This is a genomic window from Nocardiopsis sp. iso_25 (genome assembly GCF_056173305.1).
The window spans coordinates 5,134,207-5,149,731 of the sequence record NZ_CM149667.1 but is presented as its reverse complement, the minus strand read 5'-3'; the positions used below and the strand labels follow the sequence as shown (position 1 = coordinate 5,149,731).

14 protein-coding genes and 1 pseudogene are annotated in these 15,525 nt (G+C 73.2%); 10 read left to right on the top strand and 5 right to left on the bottom strand.

Annotated features, from left to right (window positions below; genetic code table 11):
- Nucleotides 1–15 precede the first annotated feature (15 nt).
- Entirely contained in the window at nt 16–429 is a 414-nt protein-coding gene (locus tag AC0VX6_RS22120; protein WP_274974487.1) for a thiol-disulfide oxidoreductase DCC family protein, read from the top strand.
- 82 nt (nt 430–511) lie between these two features.
- On the opposite strand, the gene AC0VX6_RS22115 is transcribed toward AC0VX6_RS22120, so the two are convergent.
- Nucleotides 512–1,396 carry a 3-methyladenine DNA glycosylase gene (locus AC0VX6_RS22115; protein WP_274974486.1) on the bottom strand — a complete coding sequence of 295 codons (885 nt, stop codon included), beginning with the start codon at nt 1,394–1,396 and terminating at the stop codon, nt 512–514.
- 74 nt (nt 1,397–1,470) lie between these two features.
- Between AC0VX6_RS22115 and AC0VX6_RS22110 the strand changes: the two genes are divergently transcribed.
- The gene (locus tag AC0VX6_RS22110; protein ID WP_274974485.1) at nt 1,471–1,962 is read left to right on the top strand and encodes an AAA family ATPase; all 492 of its coding nucleotides are present in this window, start codon (nt 1,471–1,473) and stop codon (nt 1,960–1,962) included.
- Nucleotides 1,963–2,005: 43 nt separating this feature from the next.
- On the opposite strand, the gene AC0VX6_RS22105 is transcribed toward AC0VX6_RS22110, so the two are convergent.
- Nucleotides 2,006–3,811 carry a hypothetical protein gene (locus tag AC0VX6_RS22105; protein WP_274974484.1) on the bottom strand — a complete coding sequence of 602 codons (1,806 nt, stop codon included), beginning with the start codon at nt 3,809–3,811 and terminating at the stop codon, nt 2,006–2,008.
- A gap of 311 nt (nt 3,812–4,122) precedes the next feature.
- Here AC0VX6_RS22105 and AC0VX6_RS22100 point away from each other — a divergent pair, with 311 nt between their 5' ends.
- The gene (locus tag AC0VX6_RS22100) at nt 4,123–5,547 is read left to right on the top strand and encodes an aldehyde dehydrogenase family protein (protein WP_475465910.1); all 1,425 of its coding nucleotides are present in this window, start codon (nt 4,123–4,125) and stop codon (nt 5,545–5,547) included.
- A gap of 84 nt (nt 5,548–5,631) precedes the next feature.
- Here the strand turns inward: AC0VX6_RS22100 and AC0VX6_RS22095 are convergent, their stop codons facing one another.
- The 3 genes and pseudogenes from AC0VX6_RS22095 to AC0VX6_RS22085 all read right to left on the bottom strand — a co-directional run bounded on the left by AC0VX6_RS22095 (nt 5,632) and on the right by AC0VX6_RS22085 (nt 7,236).
- Complete coding sequence (locus AC0VX6_RS22095) at nt 5,632–6,687, bottom strand: trypsin-like serine peptidase (RefSeq protein ID WP_475465909.1); 1,056 nt, start codon at nt 6,685–6,687, stop codon at nt 5,632–5,634.
- A 184-nt stretch (nt 6,688–6,871) separates the two neighbouring features.
- A pseudogene (locus AC0VX6_RS22090) lies at nt 6,872–7,066 on the bottom strand (X-Pro dipeptidyl-peptidase); the annotation flags it as partial.
- Nucleotides 7,045–7,236 (bottom strand): hypothetical protein, encoded by a 192-nt coding sequence (locus tag AC0VX6_RS22085; protein WP_274978296.1) that lies wholly within the window; start codon nt 7,234–7,236, stop codon nt 7,045–7,047. The pseudogene AC0VX6_RS22090 and the gene AC0VX6_RS22085, both read right to left, overlap by 22 nt.
- Nucleotides 7,237–7,418: 182 nt before the next feature.
- Between AC0VX6_RS22085 and dxr the strand changes: the two genes are divergently transcribed.
- The 7 genes from dxr to AC0VX6_RS22050 all read left to right on the top strand — a co-directional run bounded on the left by dxr (nt 7,419) and on the right by AC0VX6_RS22050 (nt 15,470).
- Nucleotides 7,419–8,639: a 1-deoxy-D-xylulose-5-phosphate reductoisomerase gene (gene dxr, locus AC0VX6_RS22080; RefSeq protein WP_475469416.1), complete on the top strand. Its 1,221-nt coding sequence runs from the start codon at nt 7,419–7,421 to the stop codon at nt 8,637–8,639.
- Nucleotides 8,640–8,660: 21 nt separating this feature from the next.
- On the top strand, nt 8,661–10,016 hold the full coding sequence (locus AC0VX6_RS22075; RefSeq protein WP_274974481.1) for a M50 family metallopeptidase: 1,356 nt from the start codon (nt 8,661–8,663) through the stop codon (nt 10,014–10,016).
- Nucleotides 10,017–10,387: 371 nt separating this feature from the next.
- On the top strand, nt 10,388–11,545 hold the full coding sequence (gene ispG, locus AC0VX6_RS22070) for a flavodoxin-dependent (E)-4-hydroxy-3-methylbut-2-enyl-diphosphate synthase (RefSeq protein ID WP_274974480.1): 1,158 nt from the start codon (nt 10,388–10,390) through the stop codon (nt 11,543–11,545).
- Between the two features lie 176 nt (nt 11,546–11,721).
- Complete coding sequence (locus tag AC0VX6_RS22065) at nt 11,722–12,174, top strand: hypothetical protein (protein WP_274974479.1); 453 nt, start codon at nt 11,722–11,724, stop codon at nt 12,172–12,174.
- A gap of 156 nt (nt 12,175–12,330) precedes the next feature.
- The gene (locus AC0VX6_RS22060; protein ID WP_274974478.1) at nt 12,331–12,522 is read left to right on the top strand and encodes a DUF1918 domain-containing protein; all 192 of its coding nucleotides are present in this window, start codon (nt 12,331–12,333) and stop codon (nt 12,520–12,522) included.
- A gap of 418 nt (nt 12,523–12,940) precedes the next feature.
- On the top strand, nt 12,941–14,425 hold the full coding sequence (locus AC0VX6_RS22055) for an amino acid permease (RefSeq protein ID WP_274974477.1): 1,485 nt from the start codon (nt 12,941–12,943) through the stop codon (nt 14,423–14,425).
- Nucleotides 14,426–14,663: 238 nt separating this feature from the next.
- Nucleotides 14,664–15,470, top strand: coding sequence for a carbon-nitrogen hydrolase family protein (locus tag AC0VX6_RS22050; RefSeq protein ID WP_274974476.1), 807 nt, complete (start codon nt 14,664–14,666; stop codon nt 15,468–15,470).
- The last annotated feature ends 55 nt before the right edge of the window (nt 15,471–15,525 follow it).

The following is a 15,525-nucleotide window of genomic DNA, read 5'->3' as shown; positions in this document are numbered from 1 at the left end:
GGGCACGATGACGACATGAGGCCTTCGCTGGACACCGTCCCCGGCACCGGGACGTTCCTGTACGACCGCGACTGCGGGTTCTGCAAGCGCTCGGTGGTCTTCGCCCGCGATCGGCTGCGCGCCCGCAGCAGCTTCGTGGCCTGGCAGGACTTCGACCTGGAATCGGCGGGGCTGACACCGGAGCAGACCGACGCCAGCGCCTGGTTCGTGTACGCGGACGGGCGCCGCTTCTCGGGCGGCGACGCCGTCGCCGAACTCCTGCTGCACGGGCGCCCGCTCACCCGGCCGCTGGGCCGCCTGGCGCGCCTGCCGCTGCTGCGCTCGCTCAACCGGTCCGCCTACCGCTGGGTGGCCGCCAACCGCCACCGCATCCCCCTCCCCGGGGGAGCCCCTTCGTGCGGTCTCGGCCCCCCTCAGCAGGGCGGGTGACCCGGCGCCCCCGTGGCCGGCGGCCGGTCAGCGGCCGCCGCCGCGCCGACCGCGCGTCCGGCCGCCCCGGCCGCCCGCGGACTCAGGCCGCGCGCAGGGCCTGGCACACCTCCAGCAGCCGTTCGCGCAGCACCGCGCCGCGCTCGGCGAACCCCCGCTGCGCCTCCATGTACTCCGCCTTGCCCTCGGCGGTCTCGATCCGCACCGGCGCGTACCCCCACTCCGCCAGGTCGTAGGGGGAGGCGCGCATGTCCAGCGTCCGGATCTCCCGCGAGAGTTCGAAGCAGTCCACCACCAGCTCCGAGGGCACCGCCGGGGCCAGCTTGTACGCCCACTTGTACAGGTCCATGTTGGCGTGCAGGCACCCCGGCTGGTCCAGCTCGTCCTGCCGCTCCCGGCTGGGCCGGAGCGTGTTGAGCGGGCGCGCGGCGTCGGTGAAGAACCGGAACGCGTCGAAGTGCGAGCACTGGATCCGGTGCGTCTCCACGACCCGGTCGGTGCCCTCCCGGCCCAGCCGCAGCGGCACCTGTCCGTGCCGCACCTCCCCGGCCCGGTACACCATCGCCCACTCGTGCAGCCCGAAGCAGCCCAGGTGGGCGGGGCGCCCGGCGACCGACGACAGCAGCCGCTCCACGAAGTCCAGCACCGGCCGCGCCGCCAGGAACGCCGCGGTGTCCAGGCCCACCGCGCCCCCGGGCAGCTCGGCGTAGAACCGCTCGTCCAGGCGGGCGCGGGCGCCCTCGCCCAGCAGCACTGTCCCCGCGCCCGGGTGCCAGCGCCTCAGCTGCGCGGGCTTGAGGTTGTAGTAGGTGAACAGGAAGTCCTCCACCGGGTGGCGCACGCCCTCCCGGCGCCGCCGCAGGTGGTCCCCGACCAGCGCGTCCACGCGGTCGCGGTGCCGCTCGGCGCGCTCGCGCCACAGCTCCTCGGGCAGGGCTGCCGGGGCCCGCGTACTCGCTTCCGTCACGGCCCCCAGGGTACGCGCGCCGCGGGATCCCCCGCCCCCGCGTCACGTCGCACGCGTTCTTGTACGCTCCGGTGATGGGCGTGCGCAACTATCTGGTCGAGGGCGTCTCCGGCACCGGCAAGTCCTCGGTCTGCGCGGAACTGCGGCGGCGCGGGCACCACGCCGTCGACGGCGACCGGGAACTGGCCTACCAGGGCGACCCGCGAACCGGTGAGCCGACGGAGGGCCTGCGGCACGAGCACCACCTCTGGCACGTGGACCGGGTCAGGTCCCTGGTCGCCGACCGGGGCAGCGCGGTGACGTTCTTCTGCGGCGGCTCCAGGAACTTCCCCGACTTCATCGGGCTGTTCGACGGGGTGTTCGTCCTGGAGGTCGACCCGCGGACGCTGCGCCGGCGGCTCGACGGGCGGCCGAAGGGGGAGTGGGGCGGCAGCCGGGCCGAACGGGACCTCATCGCGCACCTGCACCGGACGAAGGAGGACGTTCCCCGAAACGGCACGGTCGTCGACGCCACGAGACCGCTCGCGAGCGTCGTCGACGAGATCCTGCGCCTCGCCGGGGGGTAGGCCCCTGACGCGGCCCGGCCCCGGTCCGCGTACCCGGGCGGCCTCAGTTGGACTGCTGCACGGGCAGGTGGCGGCCCAGGTAGCCGATGTAGACCCGGTTCGTGGTGCCCGGTCCCAGGTCGGGGTAGAAGTACAGCCGCGGACAGATCCCGTACTCGATGTCGAGCTTGATGTGGGCGTACATGGGCAGCCGCCCGCTCGGCTCCACCTCCTCGGGCACCCGGAACAGGCGCTTATCGTTGAGCTTGCCCCGGTTGCGCACGTGGTCCGACTCCTGCGAGGCCAACCGCTTGATCGGGATCACCTGGTACCCGTCGGGGGTCTCGCGCAGGTAGGAGTGGAAGCCCAGCCCGGTGCCGGGGTTGTCGAACTGGTAGCGCGCGTAGTCGTTCAGGGCCAGCAGCGCCTCCCACGCGCGGGTGACCCACAGGGACTCCTTGCGGCTGTCGGACAGCTCGTAGACCGTGGCGTCCTCGATGGTGAAGTACAGGTGCGGCAGGACCGAGTCGTCGGTGATCCGCTCCAGCAGTTCGCGCACGCTGACCGGGGGCCGCCGCTGCGGGTCGCTCGGCGCGGGCGCCGCGGCCAGCCGGAACAGCCCGGCCTCGCGCGCCTGCTCGCGCAGCCAGCGGGCCTCGTAGCGGGCGGCGCGCGCCTGTTCGCGGGCGGTGTCGAGCTCCTCGCTCAGGTCGGCGGTCTCGGCCAGGAGCCCGTGGCGCTCCTCGGACAACTCGCTGACCCGCGCGCCGAGCCGGGTGACCTCCTCCCGCAGCCGCTGGGCCTGCTGTTCCAGGGCCTCGCGCTCCAGCGCCGAGGCGGCCCCGGCCGTACCTGCCCCGCCCTGCGCCGCCTGGTGCACGACGGCCGCGCCCCGGGCCGCGGGCACGCTCACCCGCGGCCGCGCCGTGCCGGGTCCGGACCGCCGCAGGTCGTCGGTCTCCTCCTCCAGCAGCGCGTCCACGGCCTGGAGCGGACCGGGCAGGCCCACCTCCAGCGCGTTGTCGCGCACCCGCCGCGAGAGGGCGGCGCCCACCCAGTTGCGGATGCGCTCGCCGTCGCGCGCGGTGTCCAGCGTGGCCGGGCTCATCCTGGGGTGGCGTGCGGCGTCCGCCTCGTCGTGCGGGTCCACCCCGGGTAAGAAGGTGCGCACCCCGCCGGGCGGGACGTCCAGGCCCGGCGGCAGGAGCGCGCCGACGCGCTCCAGGGCGGCGTCGTCGAGCACGTACCCCGAGCACATGCCGGTGCAGCGCGACAGGGCTCCGGCCATGGCCCCGCGCCAGTCGGCGACGGTCACGTCGCGGGGCGAACCGGTGGCCACCACCGCCATGCGCCGCAGGGGGTCGCGGATCGTGGCCACGAGCGTGTCCACGAGGTCGTCGTCGCGCCCGCGCACGATCCGGGGCGCGGGCGGCAGCGGGTGGCCGCCGTCGTGGCCGTGCACCGCCTCCAGGAGCATGCGCGCGGCCTCGGGCGGCATGACGTCCAGCCGGGGCTGCTCGGAGCCCTCATCCGCCGGGGAGGGGGTGACGGTCATGTCGATCCACACGTACCGCCACGGGGACAGCGCCGGGTCCACGACAGCGGTGGCGACCGTCCGCCACACGCCGTCCGTCTTGTCGGACTCGGTGGTCAGCCGCAGGAAGGACAGGCCCTCGTCGGGGTTGTCGTGCCGCACGACCAGGGCGCGGGAGCGGTTGCTCAGCTCATGGCGCCCCGACGCGGAGAAGTCCACGCGCGCGCCCGAGTTGCCGCGCTTGCTCAACCACCGCGACAGGACCGTCGAGGTGACGGCGACCAGGTCGCCGTCGTGCTCCGGGACCGCGACGAGCGTGCGGTAGACAAGCGGCAATGGGCACTCCCGGGATCCCGTCGGCGGTGGCGGACCCGAGGGTCCGGCCGAACGCGCTGGCAGAGCCCTCCTCACCACTGTGGACGAAGGAGGTCGCCGGCGCCAGTCGGCCGACCAAAGATCCCCGGTCAGGCTGTCTGATCCTCAGACGATACCGCCCGTCACCCCGGTGTACACCCCCCGCTGTCGCCCCTGTTCGGAGCGCGGAGCCCTGCGCGCGTCGTTCTTGCGCCACTGTGGCCAACTCCCGCGTTCGTGTTGGCAACGGTGGACAAGGCATGCCGGGAGAAGGGGGCACTAGCGTCACGGGCATGTCTACGCGTCCGTTCTGGCTGGCCGGCACCGCCGCGACCGGCGACACCGAGATCACCCTCGTCAACCCCTACACCGGCGAGGAAGCGGGCACCGTCTCCGTGCCCACCGCCGAACAGATCGAGGAGGCGGTGGCCGCCGCGCACGCGGTCGCCGCCGAGGCCGCCGCCCTGCCCGCCCACGTGCGGGCCGACGCCCTCGCCCACGTCTCCCGGCGCATCGGCGAGCGCGCCGAGGAGATCGCCCGCACCATCACCGCCGAGAGCGGCAAGCCGATCAAGTGGGCCCGCGCCGAGGCCGGACGCGCCGTGTCCGTGTTCCGCTGGGCGGCCGAGGAGGCCCGCCGCGACAGCGGTGAGCTCCAGCGCCTGGACACCGACCCGGGCGGCACCGGCCGCATGGCCCTGGTGCGCCGCGTCCCCAAGGGGCCGGTCCTGGGCATCTCGCCGTTCAACTTCCCGCTCAACCTCGTCGCCCACAAGGTCGCCCCGGCCATCGCCGTCGGCGCGCCCATCATCCTCAAGCCCGCACCGGCCACCCCGATGACCGCCCTGATCCTGGGCGAGATCATCGCCGAGACGGACCTGCCCGGCGGCATGGTGTCGGTGCTGCCGATGCCCAACGACCGCGCCGCCTCCCTCATCACCGACGAGCGCCTGCCCGTCATCTCCTTCACCGGCGGCGCCTTCGGCTGGCAGCTGCCCCGCCTGGCCCCGCACAAGCACGTCACCCTGGAACTGGGCGGCAACGCCGCCGCCGTGGTGCTCGCCGACGCCGACCTGGACTGGGCGGCCCAGCGGGTGGCCCTGTTCGGCAACAACCAGGCCGGACAGGTGTGCATCGGCGTGCAGCGCGTCATCGTCGAGGACTCCGTGTACGACGAGTTCGTCCCGCGCCTGGTGGAGCGGGTGGAGGCCCTCGGCGTGGGCGACCCCGCCGACCCCGCCACCGACGTGGGCCCGCTGGTGGAAGAGGCCGCGGCCGAGCGCGTGGCCTCCTGGATCGACGAGGCCGTCACCGCCGGGGCCAAGCTCCTCACCGGCGGCACGCGCGACGGCGTGACCGTGGCGCCGACCGTCCTCGCCGAGGCCCCGGACGACTCCCGGGTGGTGCGCCAGGAGGTCTTCGGTCCGGTGCTGGTCCTCCAGCGCGCGGCCGACACCGACGCCGCCTTCGCCGCGGTCAACGACAGCGACTTCGGGCTCCAGGCGGGCGTGTTCACCCGCGACCTGCCCACCGCTTTCCGCGCCCACCGCGAGCTGGAGGTCGGCGGTGTGGTCATCGGCGACGTGCCCACGTTCCGCGCCGACCAGATGCCCTACGGCGGCGTCAAGGGGTCGGGTGTGGGCAAGGAGGGCGTGCGCGCCGCCATGACCGACCTGTCCTACGAGCGGGTCCTAGTCCTGACCGGAATCGACCTGTAGCGGCGCCGGGGGCCGCCCCGGACCCGGAACGAGCGGTGTCCCCCGCGCCACGGGGGCCGGGGGACACCGCTCGTTCCGCGGGTTCTACAGCTGGGCCGCCTGCTCGTACAGCTCCCGCGCCTCCCGGCCGAGCCGGGGGCCGTACTGGATGCTGCGGTCGTCGGCGTACTTGAAGCTGACCACCGAGGTGATCGTGCCCCGGCCGGTGCCGGTGTCGAAACCGGCGAACCAGGGGCCGCCGCTGGAGCCCTGCGTCATGGAGCAGCGCACCCCGTTGGCCGTGGTGCCGCCGGTGTCGGGCTCGGTGCGGCCCGAGCAGTAGTGCAGGTGCCTGCCCTCGTACGGGGACGCCGACGGGTACCCGAACGTGTAGACCTGCACCCCCTCGCGCACCTTGTCCTCGGTCCAGGCGTCGAACGCGATCCGCTGGGAGCCCACCCGCTCCTGGACGGTGGTGTCCCCGTCGGGGTTGAGCACCACCATGGCGAAGTCGTAGCTGTCGTCCGCCTGGCGCGACCACTCGGGCGCCACCAGCAGGTCGCTGGCGGTGAACCGGCCGTAGGGGCTCTCCCCGTCCGCGTGGCCGGGCACGAAGGTCCAGTTGCGCGCCCACGAGCCCCGGCCGTCCTTGGCGCAGTGCCCGGCGGTGACCACGGTGCTCCGGTTCGCCGCGTCCACCACCGACGCCGAGCACGTGAAGTCGCGCCCGTCCATGGTCAGGTAGACCTTGCCGGTGGTCCTGGTGACCAGCCCGCCCGAGGTCCAGCGCTCGCCCTCGCTGTCGGAGCGCGGCGCGGCCTGGTGCTCCACTGCCTCGTCCGGCGCAGTCCCGCCCTCGGCGGACGTGAGGACGTCCTCCAGCATGCCGGTGATGGGCTTGGCGGCGGCCATGCGCTCCTCGGTCCAGTAGTCCAGCACGGCCCGGTGCTGGTCGCCGGTCACGGCGGCGCCCTGGTGGGAGAGCCCCGTCACGTGCGACAGGGCCTCGCGGTCCTCCTGCGCGGGAAGCGCGGGGGAGTGGATGGCCTGGGTGACGGCGGACGCGGGCGCCGGGAGCTGCTCGGCGAGGAAGAGGCCCCCGGCGGCGACCGCCGCGGCGGCGAGGGGGGCGAGAATCCTGTGTGCGGTGGACGAGGTCATGACGAGCATCCTCGCACACTTTCGGTAGTCGAGTGGCTACTTTGTGTTTGTGTCGTGCGCGGCGGGGGAAGAAGGGGCCGCCTCCGGCACGGGGGCGCGCCGGAGGCGGCCGGAGGGCGCCCGGTCCCTCGCCGGGGCGGACCCCCGGCGCCCGTCAGGCGAGCGGAACCGTGACCCGGGCGGGGGCCTCCTCCGGGGAGGCGGGCGTGAACGTGAGGGAGACCTCCGGCGTCCCCGCCACCCGCGCCCCCTCGGGGTAGGCGGGGCTGGTCCACACGGCGGCCCGGTGGCGGTCCACCGTCGGCAGCAGCACCCCGGTCGGGATGTCGAAGAACTGCTGGAGCGCGCCGGAGACCATCACGGTGCCGCTCTCGGCCGGGAGACGGCCAGGTCGGCCCAGCCGCTCAGCGAGGCCACGGCGCGGATCCGCTCGTCCTCGGCGGCGGACAGCAGGAGGGGGAGGAGGCGGGCGGCGGCGCGGAGCCCGGAGCCGGTCCGCGGCGGCCCGGCCGCGCGGGGACCGTCCTGCCCGGTGGTCCCACCGGGCACCGGTTGCAAAGACCCGGTGACGCACGATCCCGCCGCCTCCTCCGGTCGGCGCCACGGGCCCGCGTTCCACCACGGGCCCGGTCCCGCGTTCCGCCCCGGCCCCGGGCTTGTCCACAGGCCCCGCACTCCGCCCGGCGGATTGCGGAACAATGGGGAGCGTGCGAGAAGAACAGCGAACAGCAGTGATCCTCGGTTCCACCGGCTCGATCGGGACCCAGGCCATCGACATCGTCCAGCGCAACCCCCGACGATTCCGCGTGGTGGGCCTGGCCGCGGGCGGCGGGCGCGTGGACCTGCTCGCCAAGCAGGCGGCCGAACTCGACGTCCCGCTGGTCGCCGTCGCCGACCCCGACCGCGCGGGCGAACTCGCGCGCGCCCTCGCCGAGCACGGCAGCCGCGCCACCGTCCTGGCCGGGCCCGAGGGGGTCGCGGAGCTGGCCGGTAGCGAGTGCGACGTCGTCCTCAACGGCGTCACCGGCGCCCTGGGCCTGGAGTCCACCCTCGCCGCGCTGCGCGCCGGACGCACCCTCGCGCTGGCCAACAAGGAGTCCCTCATCATCGGCGGGCCGCTCGTGCGCGAACTCGCCCGGCCCGGCCAGATCATCCCGGTCGACTCCGAGCACTTCGCCATCGCCCAGTGCTTCCCCCACCTGCCCGAGGGCGAACTCGCCAGCCTCGCGCAGGGCCACGTCCACGCCCGCCGCGACGAGGTGCGCCGCCTGGTCGTCACCGCCAGCGGGGGCCCCTTCCGCGGCCGGGGCCGCGACGAACTGGCCTCGGTCACCCCCGCCGACGCCCTCGACCACCCCACGTGGAGCATGGGCCCGGTCATCACCGTCAACTCCGCCACCCTCGTCAACAAGGGGCTGGAGGTCATCGAGGCCAACCTGCTGTTCGACGTGCCCTTCGACCGGATCGACGTGGTCGTCCACCCGCAGTCGGTCGTCCACTCCATGGTCGAGTACGTGGACGGCTCCACGATCGCCAAGGCCAGCCCGCCCAGCATGATGATCCCCATCGCCTACGGACTCGGCGCGCCCGACCGCGTGCCCGACGCCGCGCCCGGCATGGACTGGACCCGCGCCCACACCTGGACCTTCGAGCCGCTGGACCACGAGGCCTTCCCCGCCGTCCGCCTGGCGTGCGAGGTCGGCGCCGCGGGCGGGACCGCGCCCGCGGTCTACAACGCGGCCAACGAGGAGGCGGTCGACGCCTTTCTCGGGGGAAACCTCGCGTTCACGGCCATCATGGACACCGTCTCCCGGGTAGTCTCTGAGCACCAGCGAACAGAACGTGCCGGGGGAGCGTCCTCCCACAGAGGACACCTGAGCCTGGACGACGTGTACGCCGCTGACACCTGGGCCCGCACGCGTGCGCGCGAGCTGCTCGCGCGCCAGGCCTGACACCGCCCTGAGGAGAGATGCATGGTCGCCCTGTTGACCGTGGTCGGGATCGTCCTGTTCGTCTTCGGCCTGCTGTTCTCGATCGCCTGGCACGAGCTGGGTCACATGGCCACGGCCAAGATGTTCGGGATCAAGTGCACCGAGTTCATGGTGGGCTTCGGCAAGACCCTGTGGTCCGTCCGCAGGGGCGAGACCGAGTACGGCGTCAAGGCGGTCCCGCTGGGCGGGTTCGTGCGCATGGTCGGCATGCTCCCGCCCTCGCGCCAGAGGGCCGACGACAGCCCCCGCAAGCTCTCGCGCTGGCGGGCCATGGCCGAGGACGCCCGTGAGGCGTCCTACGTCGAGCTGTCCCCCGAGGACCAGGACCGGCAGTTCTACCAGCGGGCGCCCTGGAAGCGCCTCATCGTGATGTTCGCCGGTCCGGGCATGAACGTCATCCTGGCCGCGATCCTGCTCGCCGTGCTGTTCATGGGCATCGGGGTGCCGCAGAGCACCACCCAGATCGCCACGGTCAGCGAGTGCGTGGTCCCCGCGGGCAGCTCCGCCACCGACTGCGAGGACGCCCCGCCCACGCCCGCGGCCGAGGCCGGGATGCTGCCCGGCGACGTCATCGTCTCCGTCGGCGGCGAGGCCACCCCGGACTGGAGCACCGCCAACCGGCAGATCCGCGAGGCCATGGGCGACACGGAGATCGTGGTCGAGCGCGACGGCGAACGGCTGCCGCTGAACGTCGACATCGTCGAGAACGAGCTCCCGGCCCGCGACGCCGAGGGCGAGTTCGTCTACGAGACCGACGCCGACGGCGAGCCGGTCTACGACGAGCAGGGCTACCGCGTCTACGAGACCGAGGTCGTGGGCTTCCTCGGCATCGTCTTCGCCACCGAGCGCGGCCCGCTCACCCTCGCCGAGTCCGCCGCCGAGATGGGCAGCATGATGGTCGGCGTCGGCGAGGCCCTCATCGCCCTGCCCAGCAAGGTGCCCGACGTGTTCGCCGCCGCGTTCCTGGGCGAGCAGCGCACCCAGGACTCCCCGGTGGGCATCGTCGGCATCTCCCGCATCGGCGGCGAGATCATGGCCCAGGGCCTGCCCGTGGCCGACACCGCCGCGATCATGATCCAGATCCTTGCCGGGGTGAACCTCTTCCTGTTCGCCTTCAACCTGGTGCCCATCCTGCCGCTGGACGGCGGTCACATGGCCGGCGCCATCTGGGAGTGGATCAAGCGCGGCTGGGCCAGGCTCTTCCGCAGACCCGAGCCCGCCCCGGTGGACGTGGCGATGCTGACACCGGTGGCCTACGTGGTCGTGGCCTGCTTCCTGGTGTTCAGCGTGGTCCTGCTCGTGGCCGACCTGTTCAACCCGGTCAGACTCTTCGGCTGACCCCTCGTCCCGGCGGCCCTCCGGCCGCCGGGACGGGGTTCCGCCCGCCCGCCCGTCCGCCTGGTCGGTCCGGCGAGCCGGGCCGTGCGCCGGGGCCCTTCCCGTCCACCGCCGCGGTGACCGCCCGAGGGGTGGCGGACACCCCCGCGGCGCCGGGCGTTCACCCTGGTGTCCCCGGTCCGCGTTCCGTGCCGGGCACGCCCCCGGGTGCGGGTAACCTGGGGGCGCGATCCGGGAACGACGGCGTAGCCAAGGCCGCCGGACACGGTGATCCCCGGACGCGGACCCGCGCGCTGCGCCGGACACCCAATTCCCGAAACGGACGAATCAAGTGCCGCCCCCTCCTCGGCGGCAGACGAGGTGAATCAAGCGTGACCGTCGATCTCGGTATTCCCGCCGCACCGCCGCGCCCGCTCGCGACCCGGCGCAAGACGCGGCAGATCATGGTCGGGAACGTTCCCGTCGGTGGGGACGCCCCGGTGTCCGTGCAGTCGATGACGACCACCCGTACCTCCGACATCAACGCGACCCTCCAGCAGATCGCGGAGCTGACCGCCGCGGGCTGCCAGATCGTCCGCGTGGCCGTGCCCACCAACGACGACGCCGACGCCCTGGCGATCATCGCCAAGAAGTCGCAGATCCCGGTGATCGCCGACATCCACTTCCAGCCCAAGTACGTGTTCCAGGCGATCGACGCCGGATGCGCGGCCGTACGCGTCAACCCGGGCAACATCAAGAAGTTCGACGACAAGGTCGCCGAGATCGCCAAGGCGGCCGGTGAGGCCGGGACGCCGATCCGCATCGGCGTCAACGCCGGTTCGCTGGACAAGCGGCTGCTCCAGAAGTACGGCAAGGCCACGCCGGAGGCCCTGGTCGAGTCGGCGCTGTGGGAGTGCTCGCTGTTCGAGGAGCACGGCTTCCGCGACATCAAGATCTCGGTCAAGCACAACGACCCCGTGGTCATGGTCAACGCCTACCGCCAGCTCTCCGCGGCCTGCGACTACCCGCTGCACCTGGGCGTGACCGAGGCCGGTCCCGCCTTCCAGGGCACCATCAAGTCCGCCGTGGCCTTCGGCGCGCTGCTCTCGGAGGGCATCGGCGACACCATCCGCGTGTCCCTGTCCGCGCCCCCCGCGGAGGAGGTCAAGGTCGGCAACCAGATCCTGGAGTCGCTCGGACTGCGCGAGCGCGGCCTGGAGATCGTCTCCTGCCCCAGCTGCGGCCGGGCCCAGGTGGACGTGTACACGCTCGCCGAGGAGGTCACCGCGGGCCTGGAGGGCATGGAGGTTCCGCTGCGAGTGGCCGTCATGGGCTGCGTCGTCAACGGCCCCGGCGAGGCCCGCGACGCCGACCTGGGCGTGGCCTCCGGCAACGGCAAGGGCCAGATCTTCGTCAAGGGCGAGGTCATCAAGACCGTGCCCGAGTCCAAGATCGTGGAGACCCTCATCGAGGAGGCCATGCGCATCGCCGAGGAGATGGGCGAGTCCGGCGCCGAGTCGGGCGCGCCCACGGTCTCCGTGGCGGGCTGAGCCCCCGCCGCCTCCGACGGCCGCGCCGACCCTTTCGAGGGCCGGCGCGGCCGTTCGCGTGTGCGGTGCGCACCCCGCGACAGCGCCACGGGGCCGTCGCTCTCCGTTGTGCTCCGCGCGCCCGGCGGCCATGATGGGACCGTCAGCAGCTGGAACGACCCCCCTCAGGAGCCCTCGTGTCCCCCTCACGGATCAAGGTGCGTCTCACCCCGGTCGTCGGAGTCCTCCTCCTCGGGCTCGGCCTGCTCAACCTCGTCCTGGGTGTGTGGCTGCTGGGACTGGGCGAGTTCACCATGAGCCTGCCCATCGGCGTGGTCATCACCGTCGTGGGGGCCGTGCAGCTGACCAGGGCCTACTTCTGGTTCGATCCCGAGATCGGGGCCGGATGGTCGTCCGTCTCCGGTCCCGGAAGGTTCGGCCCGCTCGCCAAGGGAGTTAAAGCCGAACGGGGTGAGCGCTTCGCGCTCGAGCAGGGCCGGCTCGTGCACGTGGCCGCGGACGGGACCCGTACCCCCGTCCCGGTGCGGCGGTGGATGGCGAACAGGACCGACTGGCGCGCATTGGAGGCCGCCCTGCCGGAGACGGCCCGGCCCCGGGGGCCCCGGACCCCGGACGGCGGCGCTTCCTGACCGGGGGCGTCGGGAACCTCACCCGATGCCCTCCCTGTCCCGCTTCCTGCGGTAAAGGGCCGTTGTTTGTGCAGGTGGGGGCGGGAAAGGAACACCCCGTTCCGCCGGTCTGCGGTGACGCGAGGACGAGCACGCGAGAAACGGGAGGGCCTGCCGGTGCATGCGAGTGTGGGGGACCGGATCCATGTCAGGGGTAGAGGGACGGGTACAGAGGACTGGGCGGGGGAGGTCATCGAGGTCCGCGGCTCCGACGGGGAACCGCCGTACCTGGTGCGCTTCCCCGACGGCCGCGAGACCCTGATCTACCCCGGGCCGGACGCCGTGGTCGTGCCCGCGACGGCGGAGTAGCCCGACCGGTCGCGCGGCCCGTGCGCCCGCCGCGGCCACGCGTGGTGCCGCGCCGAACCGGGAGGCTGTCGGGAGGGTCGGAACGCGTCCGCGCACGGGCGGGTTCCGATCCTTCGCCGTGCCCCGGGCTTCGTCGCGCGCCCCTGACCAGCCTGTTCGCTGTCCGACGTGTCAGTGGTCACCCAGGGTGATTTCGTATGGCGTCGATCACAGGAACCTGCGTTTCCTTGCGCGGTCACGCACGATCCCGCCGCTTCGAACGGACAGACGCAACGAATGTGGGTCATGTTACGTAGATAACGCGGCTACCGTTGCTGAGGGCTTCGGGCCGCCCGGACACGCGGCGGCCGGATCCCCCACCCCCGCCGTACCTCCCCGGGGAGCGGTGTGCCCACGTACATGAACGAGGAGTGAACACGTGGTGGACCAGAAGAGCCCGGCGGACACCCGCGGGGCCGCAGGCCCGGGCGGTGCGCCCGCGCTGGGGCAGCGCCTCACCAGGCGCAAGCCGATCGAGAGGCTCGTCGCCGAGACCCAGGACTCCGAGGGCAGCGGCCTCCAGCGGCACATGGGCTTCTGGCAGCTGTCCATGATCGGCATCGGCGCCACCCTGGGCACCGGCATCTTCGTCGTGCTGGGCGAGGCCGTCCCCGTCGCCGGACCGGCCGTCATCCTCTCGTTCGTGCTCGCCGGGATCACCGCGCTGTTCTCCGCGCTCGCCTACGCCGAGATGGCCGGGATGATCCCCGCCTCCGGCTCCGCCTACTCCTACAGCTACGCCACCATCGGCGAGTTCATGGCCTGGGTGTGCGGCTGGTGCCTCATGCTCACCTACGGTGTGTCGGTCGCCGCGGTCGGCGTCGGCTGGGGCGAGTACATCAACGAACTCCTCCAGCTCACCACCGGCCTGTCCCTGCCGGGCGCGGTTCTCGCCGGTCCCCTGGAGGGCGGTGTGATCAACCTGCCCGCCGCCGTCGTGGTCCTGCTGTCCATGTTCGCCCTGCTCGCCGGGGTCCGCGAGAGCAGCCGCGTCAACGCCGTCATGGTCGCCGTCAAGGTCGCCATCCTGGTGATGTTCGTGGCCATCGCGATCACCGCCGTCCAGGACGGCAACTTCGCCCCGTTCATGCCGATGGGCATGGCCGGTGTCAGCGCCGCGGGCGCCACCCTGTTCTTCTCCTACATCGGCTTCGACTCGGTCTCCACCGCGAGCGAGGAGGCCAGGAACCCGCAGCGCGACCTGCCCCGGGCGATCATGTTCGCGATGATCCTGGTCACCGCGCTGTACTGCCTGGTCGCCTTCGCGGCGGTCGGCGCGCTCGACTGGACCGGCTTCGTCGACGGCGAGACCTCCCTGGCGGGCATCCTGACCGCGGTCACCGGCACCCCCGTGTGGGCGGTCATCTTCGCCGCCGGCGCGGTCCTGGCCCTGGCCAGCGTGGTCCTGGTCGTGCTCTACAGCCAGACCCGCATCCTCTACGCGATGTCGCGCGACGGGCTCATCCCCAAGGCCTTCTCCACCCTCGACGCCAAGGGCACCCCGCGCACGAACACCCTCATCACCTCCGTGCTCATCGCGCTGCTCGCCGCACTGGTCCCGCTCGGGCCGCTCGCCGACGCCACCGCCATCGGCACCCTCTTCGCCTTCGCCCTGGTCAACGTGGCCGTCCTGGTGCTGCGCCGCAGCAGGCCCGACCTGCCGCGCGCCTTCCGCGTGCCGGGGGCGCCGGTCACGCCGGTCCTGGGCGTGCTGGCCTGCGCCTACCTCATGTTCAGCATGTCGATGAGCGTGTGGGTGGCCTTCCTGGTCTGGCTCGCCGTCGGCGTGGCGGTCTACTTCGCCTACAGCATGCGCCGCTCCGCCCTGGAGACCGACCCCGAGACCAGCGGGGTCCGCTCCTGACCGGACCGGTCGCGGACCGCGCGTGCGGGGGCTGGGGGAATCCCCCGGCCCCCGCACGTGTTCCCGGGGAGCGTGCGGCGCACCACATGCCGCACCGATCCGCCCCCAGACGCAAGGAACAGCGGCATCTCGCGGGAAAGACGCGGGAATCCTCCGGATGGGCGCACTGTTTCGGCGCGTTCGCCCACCTAGAGTGGACGCGGCCCCGAGACGACGGAGAAAGGCGAGGTGAGAGGCAGTGACACGCGGACCCCTGCGCGTGGCCCTCGACCAGGGCACCGGACCCGGCGCGGACCCCGCCGCCGCCCTCGACCGGCTCGCCGACCGCGCCAGAGCCGCCGCCGACGCCGGAGCCCGCCTGCTCGTGGGACCCGAGATGTCCCTGACCGGCTACAACCTGGACCCGGACGTCCTGGCCCGGCTCGCCGAACCCAGCGACGGCCCCCTCAGCGACGCGGTCGCCGCGATCGCCGCCGACACCGGCGTCGCCATCGTGCACGGCTTCCCCGAGCGCGCCGACGGCGCCGTGTACAACGCCGTCCAGCTCGTGGACTCCGACGGCGACCGCCGGACCTACCGCAAGACCCACCTGTTCGGCGACCTGGACCGCGGGGCGTTCTCCCCGGGCGCGGAGCCGGTGGTCCAGGCCGACCTCGACGGGATCCGCGTCGGCCTGCTGGTCTGCTACGACGTCGAGTTCCCCGAGACCGTGCGCGCCCACGCCCTCGCCGGTACCGAACTCCTCCTGGTCCCCACCGCGCTCATGCTGCCCTTCACCGAGGTGGCCGAGCGGATCGTGCCGGTGCGCGCCCTGGAGAACCAGATCCACCTGGCGTACGTGAACCGCTGCGACGCCGAGGGCGACCTGCGCTACGCGGGGCTGAGCACCCTGCTCGCGCCCGACGGCTCCGAGACGCTGCGGGCCGGTCCCGGCGAGGAGTTCCTGGTCGGCGACGTCGACCCGGACGCCCTCGCCCGCGCCCGCGGCGAGCAGTCCTACCTGGACGACCGCCGTCCGGCCCTGTACCGGACGCTCACCGCCTGACCCCCGCCTGAGGCGGGCGGCGCCGCGCCGCCCGGCCCCCGCACTCCCGTACCGG